The organism is Desulfoprunum sp. (assembly GCF_053613775.1).
On the sequence record NZ_JBSHXH010000004.1, the window covers coordinates 1,473,809 to 1,494,850 of the forward strand.

The 21,042-nt window shown below is 63.6% G+C and carries 16 protein-coding genes; 12 read left to right on the top strand and 4 right to left on the bottom strand.

The window, feature by feature from the left end:
• Positions 1 to 137: 137 nt before the first annotated feature.
• The 7 genes from cmoA to folP all read left to right on the top strand — a co-directional run bounded on the left by cmoA (position 138) and on the right by folP (position 10,425).
• The gene (gene cmoA, locus ACWGKN_RS10705; RefSeq protein ID WP_452095174.1) at positions 138 to 884 is read left to right on the top strand and encodes a carboxy-S-adenosyl-L-methionine synthase CmoA; all 747 of its coding nucleotides are present in this window, start codon (positions 138 to 140) and stop codon (positions 882 to 884) included.
• A gap of 11 nt (positions 885 to 895) precedes the next feature.
• A complete protein-coding gene (gene cmoB, locus ACWGKN_RS10710; protein WP_452095175.1) occupies positions 896 to 1,858 on the top strand; it encodes a tRNA 5-methoxyuridine(34)/uridine 5-oxyacetic acid(34) synthase CmoB in 963 nt (320 codons plus the stop codon).
• A gap of 104 nt (positions 1,859 to 1,962) precedes the next feature.
• Positions 1,963 to 2,508, top strand: coding sequence for a hypothetical protein (locus ACWGKN_RS10715; protein ID WP_035231132.1), 546 nt, complete (start codon positions 1,963 to 1,965; stop codon positions 2,506 to 2,508).
• 562 nt (positions 2,509 to 3,070) lie between these two features.
• Entirely contained in the window at positions 3,071 to 4,192 is a 1,122-nt protein-coding gene (carA, locus tag ACWGKN_RS10720; RefSeq protein WP_452095176.1) for a glutamine-hydrolyzing carbamoyl-phosphate synthase small subunit, read from the top strand.
• A 75-nt stretch (positions 4,193 to 4,267) separates the two neighbouring features.
• Positions 4,268 to 7,492, top strand: a complete 3,225-nt coding sequence (gene carB, locus ACWGKN_RS10725; RefSeq protein ID WP_035231135.1) for a carbamoyl-phosphate synthase large subunit — start codon at positions 4,268 to 4,270, stop codon at positions 7,490 to 7,492.
• Between the two features lie 156 nt (positions 7,493 to 7,648).
• A complete protein-coding gene (gene ftsH, locus ACWGKN_RS10730; protein ID WP_052160149.1) occupies positions 7,649 to 9,622 on the top strand; it encodes an ATP-dependent zinc metalloprotease FtsH in 1,974 nt (657 codons plus the stop codon).
• Positions 9,619 to 10,425 carry a dihydropteroate synthase gene (folP, locus tag ACWGKN_RS10735; RefSeq protein ID WP_424255523.1) on the top strand — a complete coding sequence of 269 codons (807 nt, stop codon included), beginning with the start codon at positions 9,619 to 9,621 and terminating at the stop codon, positions 10,423 to 10,425. Before ftsH ends, folP begins: the two co-directional genes overlap by 4 nt.
• Here folP and ACWGKN_RS10740 read toward each other — a convergent pair.
• Positions 10,422 to 10,910, bottom strand: coding sequence for an FHA domain-containing protein (locus ACWGKN_RS10740; protein ID WP_424255521.1), 489 nt, complete (start codon positions 10,908 to 10,910; stop codon positions 10,422 to 10,424). The genes folP and ACWGKN_RS10740 overlap by 4 nt on opposite strands.
• 292 nt (positions 10,911 to 11,202) lie before the next feature.
• Between ACWGKN_RS10740 and ACWGKN_RS10745 the strand changes: the two genes are divergently transcribed.
• Positions 11,203 to 13,335: a Tex family protein gene (locus ACWGKN_RS10745; RefSeq protein WP_424255519.1), complete on the top strand. Its 2,133-nt coding sequence runs from the start codon at positions 11,203 to 11,205 to the stop codon at positions 13,333 to 13,335.
• 8 nt (positions 13,336 to 13,343) lie between these two features.
• On the opposite strand, the gene ACWGKN_RS10750 is transcribed toward ACWGKN_RS10745, so the two are convergent.
• Complete coding sequence (locus ACWGKN_RS10750) at positions 13,344 to 14,774, bottom strand: aminotransferase-like domain-containing protein (protein WP_035231140.1); 1,431 nt, start codon at positions 14,772 to 14,774, stop codon at positions 13,344 to 13,346.
• 219 nt (positions 14,775 to 14,993) lie between these two features.
• Here ACWGKN_RS10750 and ACWGKN_RS10755 point away from each other — a divergent pair, with 219 nt between their 5' ends.
• The 4 genes from ACWGKN_RS10755 (at position 14,994) to ACWGKN_RS10770 (ending at position 18,905) form a co-directional block, all read left to right on the top strand.
• Positions 14,994 to 15,371: a response regulator gene (locus ACWGKN_RS10755; RefSeq protein WP_035231142.1), complete on the top strand. Its 378-nt coding sequence runs from the start codon at positions 14,994 to 14,996 to the stop codon at positions 15,369 to 15,371.
• A gap of 495 nt (positions 15,372 to 15,866) precedes the next feature.
• Positions 15,867 to 16,859 carry a TRAP transporter substrate-binding protein gene (locus ACWGKN_RS10760; RefSeq protein ID WP_452095177.1) on the top strand — a complete coding sequence of 331 codons (993 nt, stop codon included), beginning with the start codon at positions 15,867 to 15,869 and terminating at the stop codon, positions 16,857 to 16,859.
• 100 nt (positions 16,860 to 16,959) lie between these two features.
• Entirely contained in the window at positions 16,960 to 17,625 is a 666-nt protein-coding gene (locus ACWGKN_RS10765; protein WP_052160151.1) for a TRAP transporter small permease, read from the top strand.
• Positions 17,622 to 18,905, top strand: coding sequence for a TRAP transporter large permease (locus tag ACWGKN_RS10770; RefSeq protein ID WP_452095178.1), 1,284 nt, complete (start codon positions 17,622 to 17,624; stop codon positions 18,903 to 18,905). The genes ACWGKN_RS10765 and ACWGKN_RS10770 overlap by 4 nt, the downstream gene beginning before the upstream one ends.
• A 213-nt stretch (positions 18,906 to 19,118) precedes the next feature.
• On the opposite strand, the gene ACWGKN_RS10775 is transcribed toward ACWGKN_RS10770, so the two are convergent.
• Both ACWGKN_RS10775 and rarD read right to left on the bottom strand, forming a co-directional pair.
• On the bottom strand, positions 19,119 to 20,042 hold the full coding sequence (locus ACWGKN_RS10775; RefSeq protein WP_452095179.1) for a DMT family transporter: 924 nt from the start codon (positions 20,040 to 20,042) through the stop codon (positions 19,119 to 19,121).
• The gene (gene rarD / locus ACWGKN_RS10780; protein ID WP_035231149.1) at positions 20,026 to 20,931 is read right to left on the bottom strand and encodes an EamA family transporter RarD; all 906 of its coding nucleotides are present in this window, start codon (positions 20,929 to 20,931) and stop codon (positions 20,026 to 20,028) included. Before rarD ends, ACWGKN_RS10775 begins: the two co-directional genes overlap by 17 nt.
• Positions 20,932 to 21,042: the final 111 nt, after the last annotated feature.

Here is a 21,042-nt window from a genome sequence, read left to right on the forward strand (position 1 = left end):
TTGCCCCGATGGCGGGTATAGTAGCGGCAATTCCGCCAGGCGGAAGACGACGCAGGCAACCCGGACGGGCGCCTGCGACAACCGGGAGGCGACTGACACCTTGCCGCGCCCAGCACATCCAACGCTACAGACCTTCGGTGAAGCACCCCCCCTCCAGCCCCAAAGACACCATCTTCCAGCAGCAGATCAGACCGGAGGATTTCGAGTTCAACGACCGGGTCGTCGAGGTCTTCGACGACATGCTCGACCGCTCGATCCCCTTCTACAAGGAGGTGGTCGTCTCGACCGCCCGCCTGCTGACGGCCCACCTCGGCAAGGATGATACCGTCGTCGACCTCGGCTGCGCCACCGGCTCGACCCTGCTCGAACTGGCCCGCCTGATCCCGGATCAGGGCCTGCGCTTCATCGGCGTCGACAACTCGGCGCCGATGCTCGACAAGGCCAGGCTGAAGGCCGAGCTGTACTCGAAGCAGGACAGCATCCGCTTCGAGCTGGCCGATATCACCGCCATGCACCACCGCGCGGTCGGGGCCTTCATCCTCAACTACACCCTGCAGTTCATCCGCCCGATCCGCCGCGAGCAGTTCATCCGCTCGCTGTTCGACGGCCTCCGCCCCGGCGGGGTCCTGATCCTGAGCGAGAAGATCATCCTCCACGACAAGCACCTGAACCGGGAATACATCGACATCTATTACCAGTTCAAGAAGAACCGCGGCTATTCGGAACTGGAGATCGCCAAGAAGCGCGAGGCCCTGGAGAACGTCCTGATCCCCTTTTCGATCGAGGAGAACACCGCCCTGCTGCGCCAGGCCGGGTTCACCGCAGTCGCCCCCTTCTTCCAGTGGTTCAACTTCGCCTCGCTGATCGCGGTCAAACCGGAATAGCCCCCGGTATCATGGAATATCTCCACCTCCTTCCCGACCACGTCCGGACCGACGCACTGACCGCCCTCCATGCCGAACGGCAACGCTGGGTCAACCAGGACAAGAAGGGGTTCCTCCGTTACCGCCGCCCCTGCGAGGCCCTGGCCGCCTTCCGCGCCGGCCATGTCGACTGCTCTGGCGACACCGTCGTCATCGGCCGCGCCGACGAGATCGACGACGAACGGCGCGAGGAAGTCCGCCGGCACCTGCTGGCCTTCAAACCCTGGCGCAAAGGACCGTTTTCGATCTTCGGCATCGATGTCGATGCCGAATGGCGGAGCAATCGCAAATGGCAGCGGCTGCTGCCGGTCCTGCCCGACCTGGAAGGCCGGATCATCGCCGATATCGGCTGCAACAACGGCTATTACATGTTCCGCATGGCCGCCCACCGCCCCCGGCTGGTCCTCGGTTTCGAGCCCTCGGTCCAGCACTACTACTGTTTCAGGGCCCTGAACGGCATCGCCGCCATGAAGGAGCTGGCCATCGATCTTCTCGGGGTCGAGCACCTGCCGCTCTTTCCCGCCTGCTTCGACGTCATCTTCCTGATGGGGGTGATCTACCACCGCCCCTCACCGGTCGACACCCTGCGCGACGTGCTCACCGCCCTCGCCCCCGGCGGCACCGCCATCGTCGAATCGCAGGCGATCCCCGGCGACGACCCGATCGCCCTGTTCCCCGCCACCACCTACGCCAAGGCCCCCGGGGTCTACTTCGTCCCCACCGGCAGCTGTCTGCGCAACTGGATGGTCAAGGCCGGCTTCGAGGCCGTCGAGCTCTTCTGCTCCCACCCGATGTCCTCGGCCGAACAGCGGCGGACGGAGTGGATGGACTTCGAATCCTACCGCGACTTCATCCGCCCCGACGCCCCGCAGACCACCGTCGAGGGCTACCCGGCGCCGCACCGGGTGTTCCTGCGCGGCCGGAAAAAAGGCTGACCGGGGATCGAAAAGAACGGCGAGACGTTGCCTTTCGCCGCGACTGTGGTATACAATCCCAGCACACCATTTCCCAATTCCACGTGACACAAGGAGCTTACGGCATGGATTCTAGCAAATGCACTCTGTACAGCAGCGGCCTCAAAGGGGCCGAGGAGACCTTCGGCGAGGCGGCCGAGAAGCGCAACATCAACGAGGTCGTCTATTCCTTCGAGGGCCACAAGCTGAGCCGGGATAAAAACACCGTCATCCTCAGCCAGGAAGATCTGGAGCGGGGCGACATCAGCATGGAACTGGCCTCGCGGATGATGAACCGGACCTATTACGAGACCGAGAAGATCAGAAAGGTCCTGCAGACCATCTTCCACATGGTCAACAGCGGCCACCAGGTCTTCGTCATCGGCTCGATCCAGGAGGACGGATCGGTCAAGGGCGGCACCGGCTGGGCCGTCGAGCTGGCCAAGATGTTCAACCGGCCGCTGCACGTCTTCGACCAGCCGACCAAGCAGTGGTACATCTGGAAAAACAGCTGGATTCCCGATACCCCGAAAATCGAGTACGACACCTTCGTCGGCTCCGGCACCCGCTATCTCAACGACGCCGGCCGCAACGCCATCGAGCAGCTGTTCATCGATTCCTTCGGCTCCTGATACCACTTCCGCATCCGTACCGTCCGTACGGGGGGCATCCAGCCGTCAGGAGAGATGCCCCCTTCGTTCGTCACCACAGCCTTCACACCTCCGGGGGTGGCAGGCGTCGGGTCGCTCCCCGCGCGCTCTCGATGGGCTTGACCGGCTGCGGGCCGGCACCATCTCCCGGTCGCCGTTGCAATGCATCCGCGATCTCAGGTACGCCACCGGGGAGCGAGGGCATCATCAAACCCGGAATCCACCAACAATTCTCCTGCTAGACATCCACCGCCGGGATGTCGTTCAATACCGCTAACTCACTGAAGAAACGATATAATTCACAAATACCCCGGCTTTGCCATTGACGGCATGGCACTTTCTGGGTTAAGTATTATAGTTTTGTCCGGACAATTCGGAACCCCCTCGCCCCACTCCGCAATGTCCATCGAAAACAACCAAGATCCGGCCGGCACTGCCGCCACCGTCCCTCCCCGCGAGGACCGGCGCAGTCCCCCGCCGCCACCCCCCACTGCTCCGGATCACCGCAGGATCATCCGGTGCAGGCTCCGATAAAGGAATGGACATGAAAGCACTCATTGCCCTGGAAGACGGCAGGATCTTCGAGGGAACGTCATTCACCGGCCCCGGTGAGGCCGTCGGCGAGGTGGTGTTCAACACCTCGATGAGCGGCTATCAGGAGGTGCTCACCGACCCCTCCTATACCGGTCAGATCGTGACGATGACCTACCCGCTGATCGGCAACTACGGCGTCAACCCGGAGGACATGGAATCGACCGCCGTCCATCCGAAGGCCTTTCTGATCAAGGAATACCATACCACCCCGTCGAATCACCGCTCCCGCGCCACCCTGGCCGAATTCCTCCGGCAGCACGGCGTTCTCGGGGTCGAAGGGTTCGACACCCGGGCCCTGGTCAGGCACCTGCGGACCCGCGGGGCGATGAAGGGCATCGTCTCGACCGTCGACCTCGACCCCGTCTCGCTGGTGCAGCGGGCCAAGGACTCGACCGGGCTGATCGGCCAGGACATGGTCAGGATCGTCACCTGCCGCGAGCCCTACGGCTGGGCCGACGACCGTCCGGTGCCGGGCACCAATTTCACCACCGCCCAGCAGGGCATCGATCACCCGCTCAAGGTCGTGGCCTTCGACTTCGGCATCAAGTACAACCAGTTGCGGATCCTGACCGAGCTGGGCTGCCAGGTCCAGGTGGTGCCGGCCACCACCGACGCCGCCACCGTGCTGGCGATGGACCCCGACGGGATCTTCCTCTCCAACGGCCCCGGCGATCCCGAGGGGATCGAGGGAGTGGTGGAGAACGTGCGGGCCCTGCTCGGCAAGAAACCGATCTTCGGCATCTGCCTTGGTCACCAGATCCTCGGCCTGGCCTACGGCGGCTCGACCTACAAGCTCAAATTCGGCCACCGCGGCGGTAACCAGCCGGTCATGGACCTGACCACCGGCCACGTCGAGATCACCTCCCAGAACCACGGCTTCTGCGTCGACATCGACAGCCTCGATAAGGACGAGGTCGAACTCACCCATATCAACCTCAACGACAACAGCGTCGAGGGCATGCGCCACAAGCGGTATCCGGCCTTCTCGGTCCAGTACCACCCGGAATACGCCCCCGGCCCCCACGATGCCAGGTACCTGTTCGAGCGCTTCATCGCCATGATGCGCAAATAGACCGCAGACCACCACGACGGTATCGACCGTCGATCGGACGACTGGCCATACATTCAGCCAAACAGGCGACAAACCATGCCGAAACGAACCGACATCCACAAGATCCTCATCATCGGCTCCGGGCCGATCATCATCAGCCAGGCCTGCGAGTTCGACTATTCCGGCGCTCAGGCGGTCAAGGCCTTGAAGGAAGAAGGCTACGAGGTGGTGCTGATCAACTCCAATCCGGCCACCATCATGACCGATCCGGAGCTGGCCGATGCCACCTATATCGAACCGATCACCCCGGAGATGGTGATCAAGGTCATCGAGAAGGAGCGGCCCGACGCCATCCTGCCGACCCTGGGCGGCCAGACCGCCCTCAACACCGCGATCAAGGTGGCCGAGACCGGGGCGCTGGAAAAATACGGGGTCGAACTGCTGGCCGCCAATATCGACGTCATCAAGAAGGCGGAGGGGCGCGAGGAGTTCCGGGCGGCGATGCAGGCCATCGGCCTCAAGGTGCCGGAATCGGCGATCGTCCACACCCTCGAGGCGGCGATGGCGGCCGCCGACGCCATCGGCTTCCCGATCATCATCCGTCCGAGCTTCACCCTCGGCGGCACCGGCGGCGGCGTCGCCTACAACCGCCAGGAGCTGGAGGATTTCTGCCGTTCCGGGCTCGACCTGTCGATGACCACCGAGATCATGCTCGAGCGCAGCCTCCTCGGCTGGAAGGAATTCGAGCTCGAGGTGATGCGCGACAAGAACGACAACGTCGTCATCATCTGCTCGATCGAGAACATGGATCCGATGGGGGTCCACACCGGCGACTCGATCACCGTCGCCCCGGCCCAGACCCTGACCGACCGCGAGTACCAGGAGATGCGCGATGCCGCCATCGCCATCATCCGCGAGATCGGGGTCGAGACCGGCGGCTCCAACGTCCAGTTCGCGGTCAACCCGGCCGACGGCGAGCTGATGGTGATCGAGATGAACCCCCGGGTGTCGCGCTCCTCGGCCCTGGCCTCGAAGGCCACCGGCTTCCCGATCGCCAAGATCGCCGCCAAGCTGGCGGTCGGCTACACCCTCGACGAGATCAGAAACGACATCACCCGCGAGACCTACGCCTCGTTCGAGCCGACCATCGACTACTGCGTCGTCAAGATCCCGCGCTGGACCTTCGAGAAGTTCCCGGAGGCCGACGACGTGCTGACCACGGCGATGAAGTCGGTGGGCGAGACCATGGCCATCGGCCGGACTTTCAAGGAGGCCTTCCAGAAGGGTATGCGCTCGCTCGAGACCGGCCGTTTCGGCTTCGGCGGCGACGGCAAGGAGCGGCTCGACCATCTCGACAGCGAAGACCTCGAGCACGGCCTGCGGGTGCCGAACTCCAAACGGGTCGCCCACATCTACGAGGCGATGAAGCGCGGTTACGGCATCGACCGGATCAACGCCCTGACCCATATCGACCCCTGGTTCCTCCACAACCTGCAGCAGATCGTCGACACCGAGGGCCGGATCAGGGAACGGGGCTTCCAGGGGCTGGACCGCGACTTCCTCCGCTCCTGCAAACAGCAGGGCTTCTCCGACCGGCAGCTGGCCTATCTGACCGGCACCTCGTCCAACGACGTGCGCGGCCTGCGCAAGCAACTCGGGATCCTGCCGGTCTACAAACTGGTCGACACCTGCGCCGCCGAATTCGAGTCCTACACCCCCTACTACTACTCGACCTACGAGGAAGAAAACGAGGCGGTGCGCAGCGACCGCAAGAAGATCGTCATCCTCGGCGGCGGCCCGAACCGCATCGGCCAGGGCATCGAGTTCGACTACTGCTGCGTCCATGCCGCCTTCGCCCTGCGCGAGATCGGGGTCGAGTCGATCATGATCAACTCCAATCCCGAGACCGTCTCCACCGACTACGACACCTCGGACAAGCTCTACTTCGAGCCGCTGACCCGGGAGGATGTCCTCAACATCATCGAATTCGAGCAGCCGGACGGGGTCATCGTCCAGTTCGGCGGCCAGACCCCGCTCAACCTCGCCGTGCCGCTCGAGAAGGCCGGGGTCAAGATCATCGGCACCCAGCCCGATGCCATCGACCGGGCCGAGGATAGAAAACGCTTCCAGAAATTCCTGCAGAAACTGGGCCTGCGCCAGCCCGAGAACGATACGGTGACCACCGTCGACGAGGCCCTGGCCGCCGCCGGCCGCATCGGCTACCCGGTCGTGGTCCGCCCCTCCTACGTCCTGGGCGGCCGCGACATGCGCATTGTTTACAACGATCAGGGGATCCGGGATTTCATGATCGCCGTCGGCGCCGCCACGCTCGAGCACCCGATCCTGATCGACAAGTTCCTCAAGGACGCCATCGAGGTCGACGTCGACGCCCTGTGCGACGGCCGGCGGACCATTATCGGCGGAATCATGGAACACGTCGAGGAGGCCGGCATCCATTCCGGCGACTCGGCCTGCGTCCTGCCGCCCCATACCCTGCCGCCGGAGCTGATCGCCGAGATCAAGCAGGCGACCCGGGCGATGGCCGAGGAACTCGGAGTCATCGGCCTGATGAACGTCCAGTACGCCGTGCAGAACAAGGTCCTCTACATCCTCGAGGTCAACCCCCGGGCCTCGCGGACCGTGCCCTTCGTCAGCAAGGCGACCGGGGTGCCGCTGGCCAAGCTGGCGACCAAGGTGATGATGGGCGCAAGCCTCGACGAGCTCGGCCTGATGACCGAGACCGAGATCAGCCACTGGGCGGTCAAGGAAGCGGTCTTCCCCTTCGACCGGTTCCCCAATGTCGACACCCTGCTCGGCCCGGAGATGAAGTCGACCGGCGAAGTCATGGGGATCGACGACAACCTCGGTCTGGCCATCGCCAAGGCCCATCTCGCCGCCGGCGGCCGGCTGCCCCAGTCCGGCAACGTCTTCATCAGCATCCGCGACAGCGACAAGCCGGCGATGCTGCCGATCGCTCGTAGTCTGGAGGAGATGGGATACCTGATCTACGCCACCACCGGCACCGCCGCTTTCTTCAAGGACAACGGCATCCACTGCGAGCACGTCAACAAGATATCCCAGGGCCGGCCCCATATCCTCGACAGGGTCCAGGACGGCGAGATCTCGTGGATCGTCAACACCAGCCTGGGCAAACGCACCACCGAGGACTCCTACAGCATCAGGAGAGCGGCCCTCGATTTCCATATCGCCTATACCACCACCGTCACCGGAGCCGCTGCGGTGGTCACGGCGATGCAGGAAATGAAACGTACGGCGATCGGCGTTCAGCCTGTACAATATTTCACGCAATCGATACAATAGATATCGGAAAAAGGGGCAATTCCCCTCGACAGAGGCCGATGATGCCTTACTGTAAGACGATTGAGTCGGGTCCTCGAGCCGGTTCATCCTGCTCACCGCAGCCCGATGTCCAGCCCAAGATCATTGCATTATCAATAAGGAGCACCGGAGGTCTTCTTGAACACATTCTATAAAAATCTGAGCATGTGGCTGGTGATTGGCCTGACCATGATCCTGCTCTACAACCTTTTCAGCAAACCCCGGGAAAGTCTCTCGTCGCTCACCTACAGCGAGTTCATCTCCAACATCAACAGCAAGGCCATCACCCGGGTCCAGATCAACGGCGATGTCCTCTCGGGCACCCTGCAGGACGGCAAGCCGTTCAAGACCGTCTACCCGATCAACGACAGCGAGATCATTCCGATGCTGCGCAAGGCCGGGGTCGACATCACCGTCAAGGAGGCCCAGAAGGACTCGTGGATGATGACCGTCTTCGTCTCCTGGTTCCCGATGCTGCTGCTGATCGGCGTCTGGATCTTCTTCATGCGGCAGATGCAGGGCGGCGGCAAGGGCGGGGCGCTGTCCTTCGGCAAGAACCGGGCGCGGCTGATGGAGCAGGGCAAGAACAAGGTGACCTTCAAGGATGTGGCCGGGATTGACGAGGCCAAGGAAGAACTGGAAGAGATCATCGATTTTCTCCGGGACCCCCAGAAATTCACGGTCCTCGGCGGCCGCATCCCCAAGGGCGTGCTGCTCGCCGGCTCGCCGGGTACCGGCAAAACCCTGCTCGCCAAGGCCATCGCCGGTGAGGCCGATGTCCCCTTCTTCTCGATCTCCGGTTCCGACTTCGTCGAGATGTTCGTCGGCGTCGGCGCCTCGCGGGTCCGCGACCTGTTCACCCAGGGCAAGAAGCACGCCCCCTGCATCATCTTTATCGACGAGATCGACGCCGTCGGCCGCCATCGCGGCGCCGGCCTCGGCGGCGGCCACGACGAACGCGAGCAGACCCTCAACCAGCTGCTGGTGGAGATGGACGGCTTCGAATCGAACGAAGGGGTCATCATCGTCGCCGCCACCAACCGTCCCGACGTCCTCGATCCCGCCCTGCTCCGCCCCGGCCGTTTCGACCGCCAGGTGGTGGTGCCGATCCCCGATGTCGGCGGCCGTCAGCAGATCCTGGAAATTTATGCCAGAAAGACCAAGATGGAGCCGAACGTCGACATGGAGGTCCTGGCCCGCGGCACCCCCGGCTTCTCCGGCGCCGACCTCGAGAACCTGGTCAACGAGGCGGCCCTGATGGCCGCCCGCACCGGGGCCAAGGCGATCAACCTCGAGATCCTCGAGAAGGCCAAGGACAAGATCATGATGGGGGCCGAACGGCGGTCGATGATCATCACCGACAAGGAGAAGAAGATCACCGCCTACCACGAGGCCGGCCATGCCCTGGTGGCCTGGCTGCTGCCGGGGACCGACCCGATCCACAAGGTCACGATCATCCCTCGCGGCCGCGCCCTCGGCCTGACCATGCAGCTGCCGGTCGACGAGAAGTACACCCACTCGAAGAGTTTCCTCGAGAATTCGATCTGCATCCTGTTCGGCGGCCGGATCGCCGAGAAGATCATCTTCGACGAGATCACCACCGGGGCCGGCAACGACCTTGAACGGGCCACCATCCTCGCCCGCAAGATGGTATGCGAATGGGGGATGAGCGAAGAACTGGGACCGTTGACCTACGGCAAGAAGGAAGAACAGATATTCCTCGGCCGGGAGATCGCCCAGCATCGCGATTTCAGCGAGGAGACGGCGCGCCAGATCGACGTGGCGGTCAAGCGGATCATCGTCGAGGCGGCGGACAAGGTCACCCGGCTGCTCGAGGACAACCGCGACATCCTGAGCCGGATGGCCGAGGACCTGCTCGAAAAGGAGACCATCGTCCTCGAAGACATCGTCGGGATGATCGAGGACCTGCGGCCGGGGATGTACACCGATAAGCTCAAGCCGCAGAAGCCGGCCGCCAGGACGAAGCCCCGGCCGGCGCCCGCGTCGGTCGCCGAACCGGTCGTCGAAGAGGAACAGGCGGCAGCCCGGGAAGAAGGAGATGAGGCTGCAGCAGTCGACCAGCCGCCGGAACAGGAGGGTAGCCGCCAGTGAGGCCAGCCGCCGTCAAGATCATGGGCATCCTGAACGTCACCCCGGACTCGTTTTCCGATGGCGGCTCGTACTATGCGTTCGATCTGGCCGTCGCCCAGGCGGAGAAGCTGATCGCCGACGGTGCCGACATCCTCGACATCGGCGGCGAATCGACCCGGCCCTTCGCCAAGCCGGTTTCCCTCGACAACGAGCTGCAGCGCACCATCCCGGTGATCGAGGCCATCCGCAGACACCACCGGATCCCGATCTCGATCGACACCGTCAAGGCCGAGGTCGCGCGCCGGGCCCTGGCCGCCGGGGCCGACATCATCAACGACATTTCGGCCCTGCATCACGACCCGGAGATGCTCGAGGTCGTGCAGAACACGACGGCACCGGTGATCATCATGCACATGCAGGGCACTCCTGCCGATATGCAGGTCAACCCGGTCTATGACGACGTGGTCGTCGATATCATCGATTTTTTTCAGGAGCGGATCGACTGGCTGACGGCGAACGGTGTCGACCGCGATCGCCTGATCCTCGATCCCGGTATCGGTTTCGGCAAGACCGTCGACCACAACCTGACCATCCTCAAGCACCTGCGCCGGTTCACGGCGCTCGGCCAGCCTGTGCTGCTGGCCCACTCCCGCAAGCGTTTTCTCGGTGAGCTGAGCGGGCTTGCCGCCCATCAGCGCGATCAACTGACCGCGGTGGTGTCGGCGCTCAGCGTCAATCAGGGGGTATCCTTCCTCCGGGTCCATGATGTCGCCGCGACCCGGCTTGCCGTCCGGTTGGCCGAGGCCATCGCCCAGGCCGATTAGCTCCTCTTCATCATCGCATAGCCGTCAAAGGTGACGAACTGGAACCGATAGGGCGTCCCCTTGGCGCCGGCGGCGATGATATCCCCATCCTGCAGGGCGCAACGTCCGCCCGCATCGCCGCTGCCGACGCGTTTCTCGCCAACCCTGGTGCCGCAGGCGCTGCCCCGGTCGACCAGGACATAGCCGTCGCCGTCTTTTTCGATCTGGAAGTGCTCGCGCGAGATGTTGAGGAGATGGCCCCGATCGACAAGATAGAGATCGTTGCTGGGAGGCCCGGCATGGTCCTTCGGCCGCTCGATGCGCTCGATTTTTCCATCCACCTTGCGGATCCGCGACTCCCGGCCGACCCTGAAGGGAAAGTCAAGGATCACCACCACATCGCCGACCAGCTGGGCCTGCGGCACCGCTTCCTGCGCCTCCGGGGTGAGAATCCGCAGCACCGCCTTCGGCAGCACCTTCATCAACAGCGTCTCTTTGTCATCCATGTCCGCATCCATCCACAGAATCTTTGGCGAACCATCCGATCCGCCAGGCGCCGGCCGATGACGGAACAAGGGAAAAACCTCTCCACAGGATAGGTGAGCCGACCTGATTGATCAAGAAAAGAACGCCATCACCGGCAACGAACAGGTATTTTTCTCCGGAACCTTTTCCTCGCCCGTCCCGGGCTGTGGACCCGGTTATCGATTTCGACCTGCCGTCTTGCACGACACCGCCAGGGCGGTTATTGTTCCGCTCTCATTTCCATCACCCTGCCCCTTCACCCAACGACGGATCATGACCCCAATGAGCAACCCGATAGCCACCATCGCCGACCGCTGCCGGTTTTCCCGTGAGCAGGTCCAGGCCACCGTCGACCTGCTGGCCGCCGGCGCCACCATCCCCTTCATCGCCCGTTACCGCAAGGAGGCGACCGATTCCCTGGACGAAGTGGCGATCACCGCCATCCGCGATCAGCTCCACTCCCTGACCGAGATCGCCAGGCGCCGGAAGGCGATCATCGAGTCGATGGAGCGGCAGGAAGCCCTCACCGAGGCCCTGCGGCAGCAACTCGAGGCGGCGACGACGATGGTCCGGCTCGAGGATATCTACCTGCCCTTCCGCCCGAAGCGGCGGACCAGGGGGATGATCGCCCGGGAGCAGGGGCTCGCACCGCTGGCCGAGGCCCTGCTCCTGCAGCAGGCGGCGCCGGTCGACGCCCGCCCCTTCATCGTTCCGGAGAACAGTGTGGCGTCGGAAGACGAGGCCCTGGCCGGGGCCCGGGACATCATCGCCGAGACCATCAGCGAGGATGCCGCCAGCCGGGATGGTCTGCGCCGGCTGTTCCGGGACCGGGCGGTGATCAGCTCGAAGGTGGTGAAGAAGCACCAGGACCAGGGCGCCAAATTCCGCGACTATTTCGAGTGGCAGGAACCGGCGGCCAAGGCCCCCGGTCACCGCCTGCTGGCGATGTTCCGCGGCGACAACGAGAAGGTGCTGGCGCTTACGGTCCGGCCGCCCGAGGAAATGGCCCTGCACTATCTCGCCGGCCGCCATCTTCGCTCTTCGCCGGCCGCAGAGCAGGTCAGGCTGGCGCTCGACGACGGCTACCGGCGGCTGCTCGCCCCATCGCTGGAAAACGAGCTGCGGCGGGAACTGAAGACCAGGGCCGACCGGGAGGCGATCGCCGTCTTCACCGCCAACCTGCGGGAACTGCTGCTGGCACCGCCGCTGGGGCAGAAACGGGTGCTGGCGCTGGACCCCGGATTCCGCACCGGCGCCAAGCTGGTCTGCCTCGACGGCCAGGGCCGCCTGCTCCACGCCGCCACGATCTACCCTCTGTTGGGGGCAAAGCAGGCCGACGAGGCCGGCCGGATCATCACCGGGCTGGTCAGCGAATACGGCATCGAGGCCATCGCCATCGGCAACGGCACCGCCGGTCGCGAGACCGAGGAATTCGTGCGCCGCCTGGACCTGGCGGCCGACCTCATCATCACCCTGGTCAACGAGGACGGGGCCTCGGTCTACTCCGCCTCAGACACCGCCCGCCGCGAGTTCCCCGACCACGATATCACCGTCCGCGGGGCGGTGTCGATCGGCCGGCGGCTGCAGGACCCGCTCGCCGAACTGGTCAAGATCGAACCGAAGGCCATCGGCGTCGGCCAGTACCAGCACGATGTCGACCAGGCTGAATTGCAGCAGGCCCTCGACGAGACCGTGATCAGCTGCGTCAATGCCGTCGGGGTCGAGCTCAACACCGCCAGCCTCGAACTGCTGACCGCGGTCTCCGGTCTCGGGCCGACGCTGGCCGGCAACATCATCGCCTACCGCGACGCCAACGGCCCCTTTGCCGGCCTGGCCGAGTTGCGCCGGGTGCCGCGCCTCGGCCCCAAGGCCTTCGAGCAGTGCGCCGGTTTCCTGCGGATCCGCGGGGCCGCCAACCCCCTCGACGCCAGCGCCGTCCACCCCGAACGCTACGGCCTCATCGCCCGGATGGCAACCGATGCCGGCCGCACCGTCGAGCAGCTGATGGCCTCGGCCGCCGCCAGGGACAACCTGGTCCTGGACCGCTACCTGGCACCGGAGATCGGCATGCCGACCCTGAGGGACATCGTCGCCGAACTGGCGAAACCGGGCCGCGACCCCCGCACCGCCTTCGTCCAGTTTCACTTCGCTCCCGGCATCCATCGCCTCGAGGATCTGCGACCGGACATGGTGCTGCCGGCGATCATCACCAATGTCACCCGCTTCGGGGCCTTCGCCGACATCGGCGTGCACCAGGACGGACTGATCCATGTCAGCCAACTGGCCGACCGCTTCGTCAAGGATCCCGCCGAGGTCGTCAAGGTCCGGCAGCAGGTCGAGGTGCGGGTGCTGGAGGTCGACTGCGAGCGCAAGCGCATCTCCCTGTCGATGAAAAGGCAGGGATGACGACCGGTTCACCCGCCGCCCACCTCCCGGATCAGCCGGCCGATGGTGGCAATCCCCTGTTCCGCCGCCTCGTTCATCGGATAGCCGCAGTTGAGCCGGATGCAGTGGTTGTAGCGGCCGGTGCCGGAACAGAGGGATCCCGGCAGGATCGAGATGTTCTGCTGCAGGGCCCTGTCGAACAGCCTCAGGGTATCCAGCGACCGGTCGAGCTCGACCCACAGGCACATCCCTCCCTTCGGCGCCGAGATCCTCGTTCCCTCCGGAAAATAGCGGGCCACCGCCAGGGCGAAATCGGAGGTCTGCTTTTTCAGGGCATTACGCATCCGGCGCAGGTGACGGTCGAAGCCGCCGGCCGCCAGGTAACGGGCGATTGCCAACTGGCCGAGTTGGGGGACGGCGATCGCGGCGTTGAACCTGATCCGCTTGACCTTCTCGCGGAAACGACCCGGCATGGTCCAGCCGATGCGGAGATCAGGGGCCAGGGACTTGGTGAAGGAGGAGCAGTAGAGCACCATGCCGTCGCGATCGAAGGCCTTCAGCGGCAGCGGCCGGGTGTCGCCGAAATAAAGATCGCCATAGATATCGTCCTCGATCACCGGCACCCGCCGCCGGGTCATGGTCTCCACCAGCCGGCGTTTGGCCGCCTCGTCGATGATGCAGCCGAGCGGGTTGTGGAAGTTGGCGTTGAACAGCGCCGCCCGGACGTCGTGCTCGTCCAGCGCCCGTTCGAGCAGGTCCATGTCCAGGCCGCTCTCCGGGTGGACCGGGACCTCGAGGGCCCGCATGTTGAGGTCTTCGATCAGCTGGAGATAACAGAGAAAGGTCGGCGACTCGATGAGGATGATGTCGCCGGCCCGGGCGACGCTGCGCAGGCAGACGTCGATGGCCGCCATGCAGCCGTTGGTGATGATGATCTCCTCGCCGCTGTCCTCCCGGTACCAGCCGACGGCCTGTTTACCGATCTCGGTCCGCAGTTCCGGCAGCCCCAACGGATGGCCGTAACCGATCATCTTCCCCGTGGCATACCCGGCGGCGGCACCACGGATCTCCTGGGCCAGCTGCTTGAGCGGCAGCAGCGCCGGCGAGGGGATGGCGGCGCCGAAGGGCAGCATCTTCGGTGCGGTCATCGAGTTCTGGATCATCGCCGACAGGGCGTTGATCGCCACCCGGTGCGGCTTGATGAGCCTGTTTTCGCTCGCCGGCAGCGGCAGGATGCGGTCGATCTGCGGCCGGGCATAGAATCCCGATTTGTTGCGGACATCGACCACGCCGCGGTTCTCGAGTTCGGCGTAGGCCTGGTAGACCGTGGTCAACGACCGGCCGGTGCGGGCGCGGAGACTGCGCAGCGACGGCAGTTTTTCACCGGCGCGATACCTGCCGGTCCGGATTTCCCGTTCAAGCTCGTTGGCCAGCCTGAGATACTGGTATTTGATATTCATGGTCGTTTTCACCCCATCTGTCCCGTTCGTTTTTCCGTTCTGCAGCAAACTGTTGTTTGTACCAGATGACCGACCCGATGTAAATTGGTGCTTGCAAAAACCCCCTTCACTGGTATATGAAAACCAACCTCTCCCGCTTCCATGCTGTCCTCTTCCGGCCATGGAAGATCGCCGACGAATGACAGGCAGCGGGCCTGCCGAGCCCTGGAGCGCAAAACCATGCCGAGCCGACAGCACAGTACCGTCCTCTATATCGAAGACAACGCCGCCAACCGCCAGCTGGTCGAGATGATCATCGCCCGCCGTCCCGGGATCACGCTGCTGACCGCCGAAAACGGCGCCAGCGGTCTGGCGATCGCCGGCGAACGGCAGCCGGGACTGATCCTCCTCGATCTGTCGCTGCCGGATATGGACGGTTTTGAGATTCTGGCCCGACTGAAAGCAGATCCCCGAACCGCCTCCATCCCGGTCTTCGCCCTCACCGGCTCCCCCTTGACGCGACAAAGCCCCGACAATCCCACCTTCGAGGGGATTCTCGCCAAACCCCTCGATATCCATAAATTTTACGACGTCATCGATCACTACCTGAAGGCCTGAGCGCGGCAGTGCCCGCGTTCTCCACTATCCTGGAACGTCTCCCCCCGGCTCATCCGTCAGGCCGGCTGCATCTCCCCGCCGCCGCCACGGTTCCCCTCCCTCGGGCATTTAACGGTACAACCAAAAACCTTTTTGATTCGGCAATTTCCGTCAACGTCCCAGCGGCTGGAGGGACCAGGAACTGCAACACACGGACAGGAAGTCGTCCTCCAGGCCACTGTTCTGCGGCCTTGGCGGATTTCCCCACTGCCGGATGCGTCCGATGGGTGAAATTCCGCCAATTCATCACTATCCGTTGGACGTTTATCATTTCTAATGATACGATCTTGCAGGGTTTGATGCAATTTTGCGTACTTGGTCCCGTTCTTGCTTTAACAACCGTGAGTAGAAGTAGGGCATCCGGCTTGTTCCCGGGGCAACAAGGCAATTGTCCCCGACTGGACCGGATATCACGCACCATCACCATGTTAACGGAGGAGAACCATGTTTGGAACTATGACAAAGGCATTAACGGCATTGACGATCTCAGCAGCTCTCCTGGCAGCCCCTGCATTTGCCGAAACCATCAACATCAAGTTCAGCCATGTCGTCGCCGTCGATACCCCCAAGGGTCAGGCCGCCGAGTTTTTCAAAAAACGGGCCGAGGAGCTGACCGGCGGCAAGGTCAAGGTCGATGTCTACCCCAACAGCCAGCTCTACAAGGACAAGGAGGAGATGGAGGCCCTGCAGCTCGGCGCCGTCCAGATGCTCGCCCCGTCACTGGCGAAATTCGGCCCCCTGGGCGTCAAGGACTTCGAGGTCTTCGACCTGCCCTTCATCTTCAACAACTATGACGACCTCCACAAGGTCACCAAAGGCGAAGCCGGCAAGGCGCTGCTGGCCAAACTCGAGCCGAAAGGGATCAAGGGCCTGGCCTACTGGGATAACGGTTTCAAATCGATGTCCGCCAACACCCCGATCAAGACCCCTGCCGACCTGAAGGGCAAGAAACTCCGGATCCAGAACTCCAAGGTCCTGGAGGAGCAGATGCGCGCCATCAAGGCCATCCCCCAGATGCTGGCCTTCTCCGAGGTTTACCAGGCCCTGCAGACCGGCGTCGTCGACGGCACCGAGAACCCGATCTCCAACTTCTATACCCAGAAGATGCACGAGGTACAGAAATACATGACCATTACCGACCACGGCTACCTGGGCTACGCGGTCATCGTCAACAAGAAGTTCTGGGATGAACTGCCGGCCGACATCCGCGGCCAGCTCGAGACCGCGATGGTCGAGGCGACCGACTACGCCAACAATATCGCCAAGGAGAAGAACGACCAGGATCTCGAGGCGGTCAAGGCCTCCGGCAAGACCGAAGTCACCGTCCTGACTCCGGAAGAGCGCGCCGCCTTCCGCTCCGCGATGCTCCCGGTCCATGACAAGATGGCCGGCCGCATCGGCAAGGAGACCATCGACGCCGTGTACAAGGCGGTCAGCTTCCAGAAGTAATATCGACTGACATCAGGCACCAAGCGGGGGCGACCGGCGGCACAGCCGGTCGCCCTGCCCTCATCCCAGGAAGGAGGCGGCAGCAGCAATGGCAGCAGCAATGAAGTTTCTCAATCATCTGGAGGAGTGGTTCATCACCTTCCTCATGGCAGGGGCGACCCTGATCATCTTTGTGGCGGTAGTCCATCGCTACGCCGCCGGCTGGCCGATACCGGTGGTCCAGGACTGGCTGCTCGGCCTCAACTTCGGCTGGGCCCAGGAACTGTGCATCATCATGTTCGTGTGGATGGCCAAGTTCGGCGCCGCCTACGGAGTCCGGACCGGCATCCATGTCGGGGTCGATGTCCTGATCAACAAGATGAAGAAACCGCTGCGCGGCAAGTTCATCATTTTCGGCCTGCTGGCCGGAGCGACATTCACCTCCATCGTCGCCTACTTCGGTTTCAACTTCATCTGGGAGAACGGCATGCATTACGCCGTCTACTCCAAGCTCGGCATCGCCTCCCCCGATATGTTCGCGGGGCCGACGACCCCCGATCTCGAGTGGCCGACCTGGGCGGTCTACAGCGCCGTCCCCTTCGGTTCCTCCCTGATGTGTTTCCGCTTTCTCCAGGTCACCTTCAACTTCATCCGCTCCGGCGAGCTGCCGAAACATGACCATGGCCATGTCGAGGGCGTCGAGGAGATCAAGATCCCGGCCGAAGAACCCCGGATGTCCGTGCGTGAACCTTTCCAAACGGCAACAGACAAGGAGGACAAACGATGAGCGCGATTGTCATCTTCGGCGTCCTGCTGGTCCTGATGCTGACCGGCATGCCGATCTCGATTTCCCTTGGCCTGACGGTTCTGACCTTTCTCTTCACCATGACCCAGGTGCCCCTCGAATCGGTGGCCCTGAAGCTGTTCTCCGGCATCGAGAAGTTCGAGATCATGGCGATCCCCTTCTTCATCCTCGCCGGCAACTTCCTCACCCATGGCGGCGTCGCCCGGCGGATGATCGACTTCGCCGCCTCGATGGTCGGCCACTGGTATGGCGGTCTCGCCCTGGCCGGGGTCATGGCCTGCGCCCTGTTCGCCGCCGTTTCCGGGTCGTCGCCGGCCACCGTCGTCGCCATCGGCTCGATCCTCCTGCCCGGCATGATCAAGGCCGGCTTCCCGATGAAATTCGGCGCCGGGGTCATCACCACCTCCGGGGCCCTGGGCATCCTGATCCCGCCCTCGATCGTCATGGTCATGTACTCGGTCGCCACCAACACCTCGGTCGGTGCCCTGTTCATGGCCGGCGTCATCCCCGGCCTGATCCTGGCCACAATGCTCGGCGGCATAACCTGGTACCGGGCCATGAAATTCGACTACCCGCGCCAGCCGAAGGCCTCCTGGCTCGAACGCCTGCGGACCTTCCGCAAGGCGGTCTGGGGGTTGATGCTGATCATCGTCGTCATGGGCGGCATCTACAGCGGTGTCTTCACCCCGACCGAGGCGGCGGCGATGAGCGCGGTCTATGCCTTCTTCGTCTCCGTCTTCGTCTACAAGGACCTGACCTTGAAGGATGTTCCCAAGGTCCTGCTCAGTTCCGCCAACATGTCGGCGATGCTGCTCTATATCATCACCAACGCCGTCATGTTCTCGTTCATCCTCGCCAATGAGAACATCCCTCAGCTCCTGACCGACTGGCTGATCGACAAGGGTCTCGGCCAGATCGCCTTCCTCTTCGCCGTCAACATCCTGCTGCTGATGGCCGGCAACTTCATGGAACCGTCGTCGATCATGCTGATCTTCGCCCCGATCGTCTTCCCGGTGGCAATGAAACTCGGCATCGACCCGGTCCACCTCGGGATCCTGATGACGGTCAATATGGAGGTCGGCATGTGCCACCCGCCGGTAGGGCTGAACCTCTACGTCGCCTCGGGCCTGACCAAGATGGGGATAACGGAGCTGACCGTCGCCGTCTGGCCGTGGCTCTTGACGATGCTCGTCTTCCTGATCGGGGTCACCTATTGGCCGACGATGTCGATCTGGCTGCCGAAGGCCCTCGGCATGATGTAGTTCCCGGGCGCTGGGGCGGGCAGTCCGCTCCAGCGCCCTCTTCGTTCACGGTTTCACCTCCCCTCGCCTCCGTTCCCGCCACCGCCGCGACCGCCGGTCAACTCCCGCGCCCTGTCCGATCGAGGATCTTCTCCCTCGCCGGATCGCCGTCTGTCCGACGAACCTCCCTCGGCCTGAGATGAAGACTGGCCGGGGAACCTGCCGAAATTCAGGTCAGAGCACGTGTGGCCGCTTCTGGCTGACGTAGATCCCGAGAAAGACCAGCAGCGAGGCCAGGACCTGCAGCCGGGTGAAGGTCTCGCCGAGGAAGAGGAAGCCCATGATGACGGTGAAGACCGGGATCAGGTTGATATAGGCCGAGGCCTGGCTGGCGGGGAGCTTGCTGACCCCGAAATTGTAGAGGAAGTAGGCGCCGATGGTGACGCAGCTGCCGAGATAGAACACCGCCATCGCCGGCAGCGGGACGAATTCGGTCGGCATGACCGTGGCCGGCGAGAGAAGGAAGAAGGAAAAGAATACCGCCCCGACCCAGGACTGGATCGCGGTGAGGAACAGCGGCGAGTAGCTGCTGCTGAGGTGTTTGAGCGAGATCGTGTAGCCCATGGCGCTGACCATCGCCAGGAACTCGAGGAAATTGCCGAGCAGGGGATTGGGGGCATCGGCCGTCGTCTCACCGCTGACACTGAGCAGGCCGGCCCCGACCATGGCCAGGACGAAACCGGCGACGGTGTGCCGCGCGATCCGTTCGCCGAGGAAGATCGTGGCACCGATGGCCACCAGCAGCGGCAGGATGGCGGTGATCATCCCGGCCTGGGAGGCGGTCGTCAGCTCCATCGCCTTGGCCTCGAAGATGAAGTAGATGCAGGGTTCGCAGACCGCCATCAGCACCAGATAGCGCAGATCCCGACGGCGGAGGCGGACCTGGCGCAGCAGCGGCAGGAGGAAGAGAAAGCAGAGGCTGCCGACCACCATCCGGCCCCAGATGACGATCATCGGCGCATAGGCGCGGAAGGCGACCTTCAGGGCGATGAACGAGCTGGCCCACAGCACCATCGCCGTCACCAGGCAGATCATCGGCAGCCATCGCGGCGATTTTCCGCTCACCGCCATCCCCCCGCCGTCACGATTGCAGGCCACCGAGCACCGCCCGCCGCGCCCGCACCCGGCGGATCGCCCCTTCGGCGAGGTAGAGGGCCAGCGCCGTCCAGATGATGCAGAACCCGATCATCCGCTCCCGCGGAAACTCCTCGTGATAGAGCAGGATGCCGATGAAGAAGTTGATGGTCGGCGCCATGTACTGGAGCAGTCCCAGGGTCGACAACGGAATCTTTTGGGTGGCGAAGCCGAAGAGGAGCAGGGGAAAGGTGGTGACGACGCCGGCCCCGACCAGCAGGATCGCGGTCGGCGTCGTGCCGCCGAGGAAGGCGCCGCCGCCGGCCGACTCGACGATGAACAGATACGCCGCCGCCGGCAGGAAAAACAGCAGGACCTCGATGCCGAGGGCATCCATCGACGGCAGGCTGCTGATCTTGTGCAGCAGGCCGTAAATGGCGAAGGTCACCGACAGCGACAGGGCGATCCACGGGAAGCGGCCGTAGTAGACGGTCAGGTAGAGCACCCCGGCAACGACGAGGACCAGGGCGGCGATCTGCCCGGAGCGCAGCCGCTCCTTGAAGAAGAAGACCCCGAACACCACCGAGATCAGCGGATTGATGAAATAGCCGAGGCTGGCCTCGAGGATGTAGCCGGCGTTGACCGCCCAGATGTAGATCAGCCAGTTGACCGCCAGCAGCAGCGCCGAGGCGCCGAAGATCCCGAGGTTGCGGCGGTTGGCCAGGGCGTGCCGGAATTCGGCGGTCCGGCGGGCAAAGAGGATGATCCCGAGGGTCACGAACAGCGACCAGGTCATCCGGTGGCAGAGGATCTCGAGCGCCGGGACGGTCTGCAGGGCCTTCCAGTAGATCGGCAGTACCCCCCAGATGATATAGGCAAAGGAAGCGGCGATGATTCCGCTGTAGCGGTCCATGTGTTCTCCAGATCGGCCGCGGCCGAATTGATTCGACGCGGTGCCGATGATGCTTATTCTAATTTTACGGAACCGTCCGTTCTAGCAGATGTCCCGCGATCGCGCCAGCAA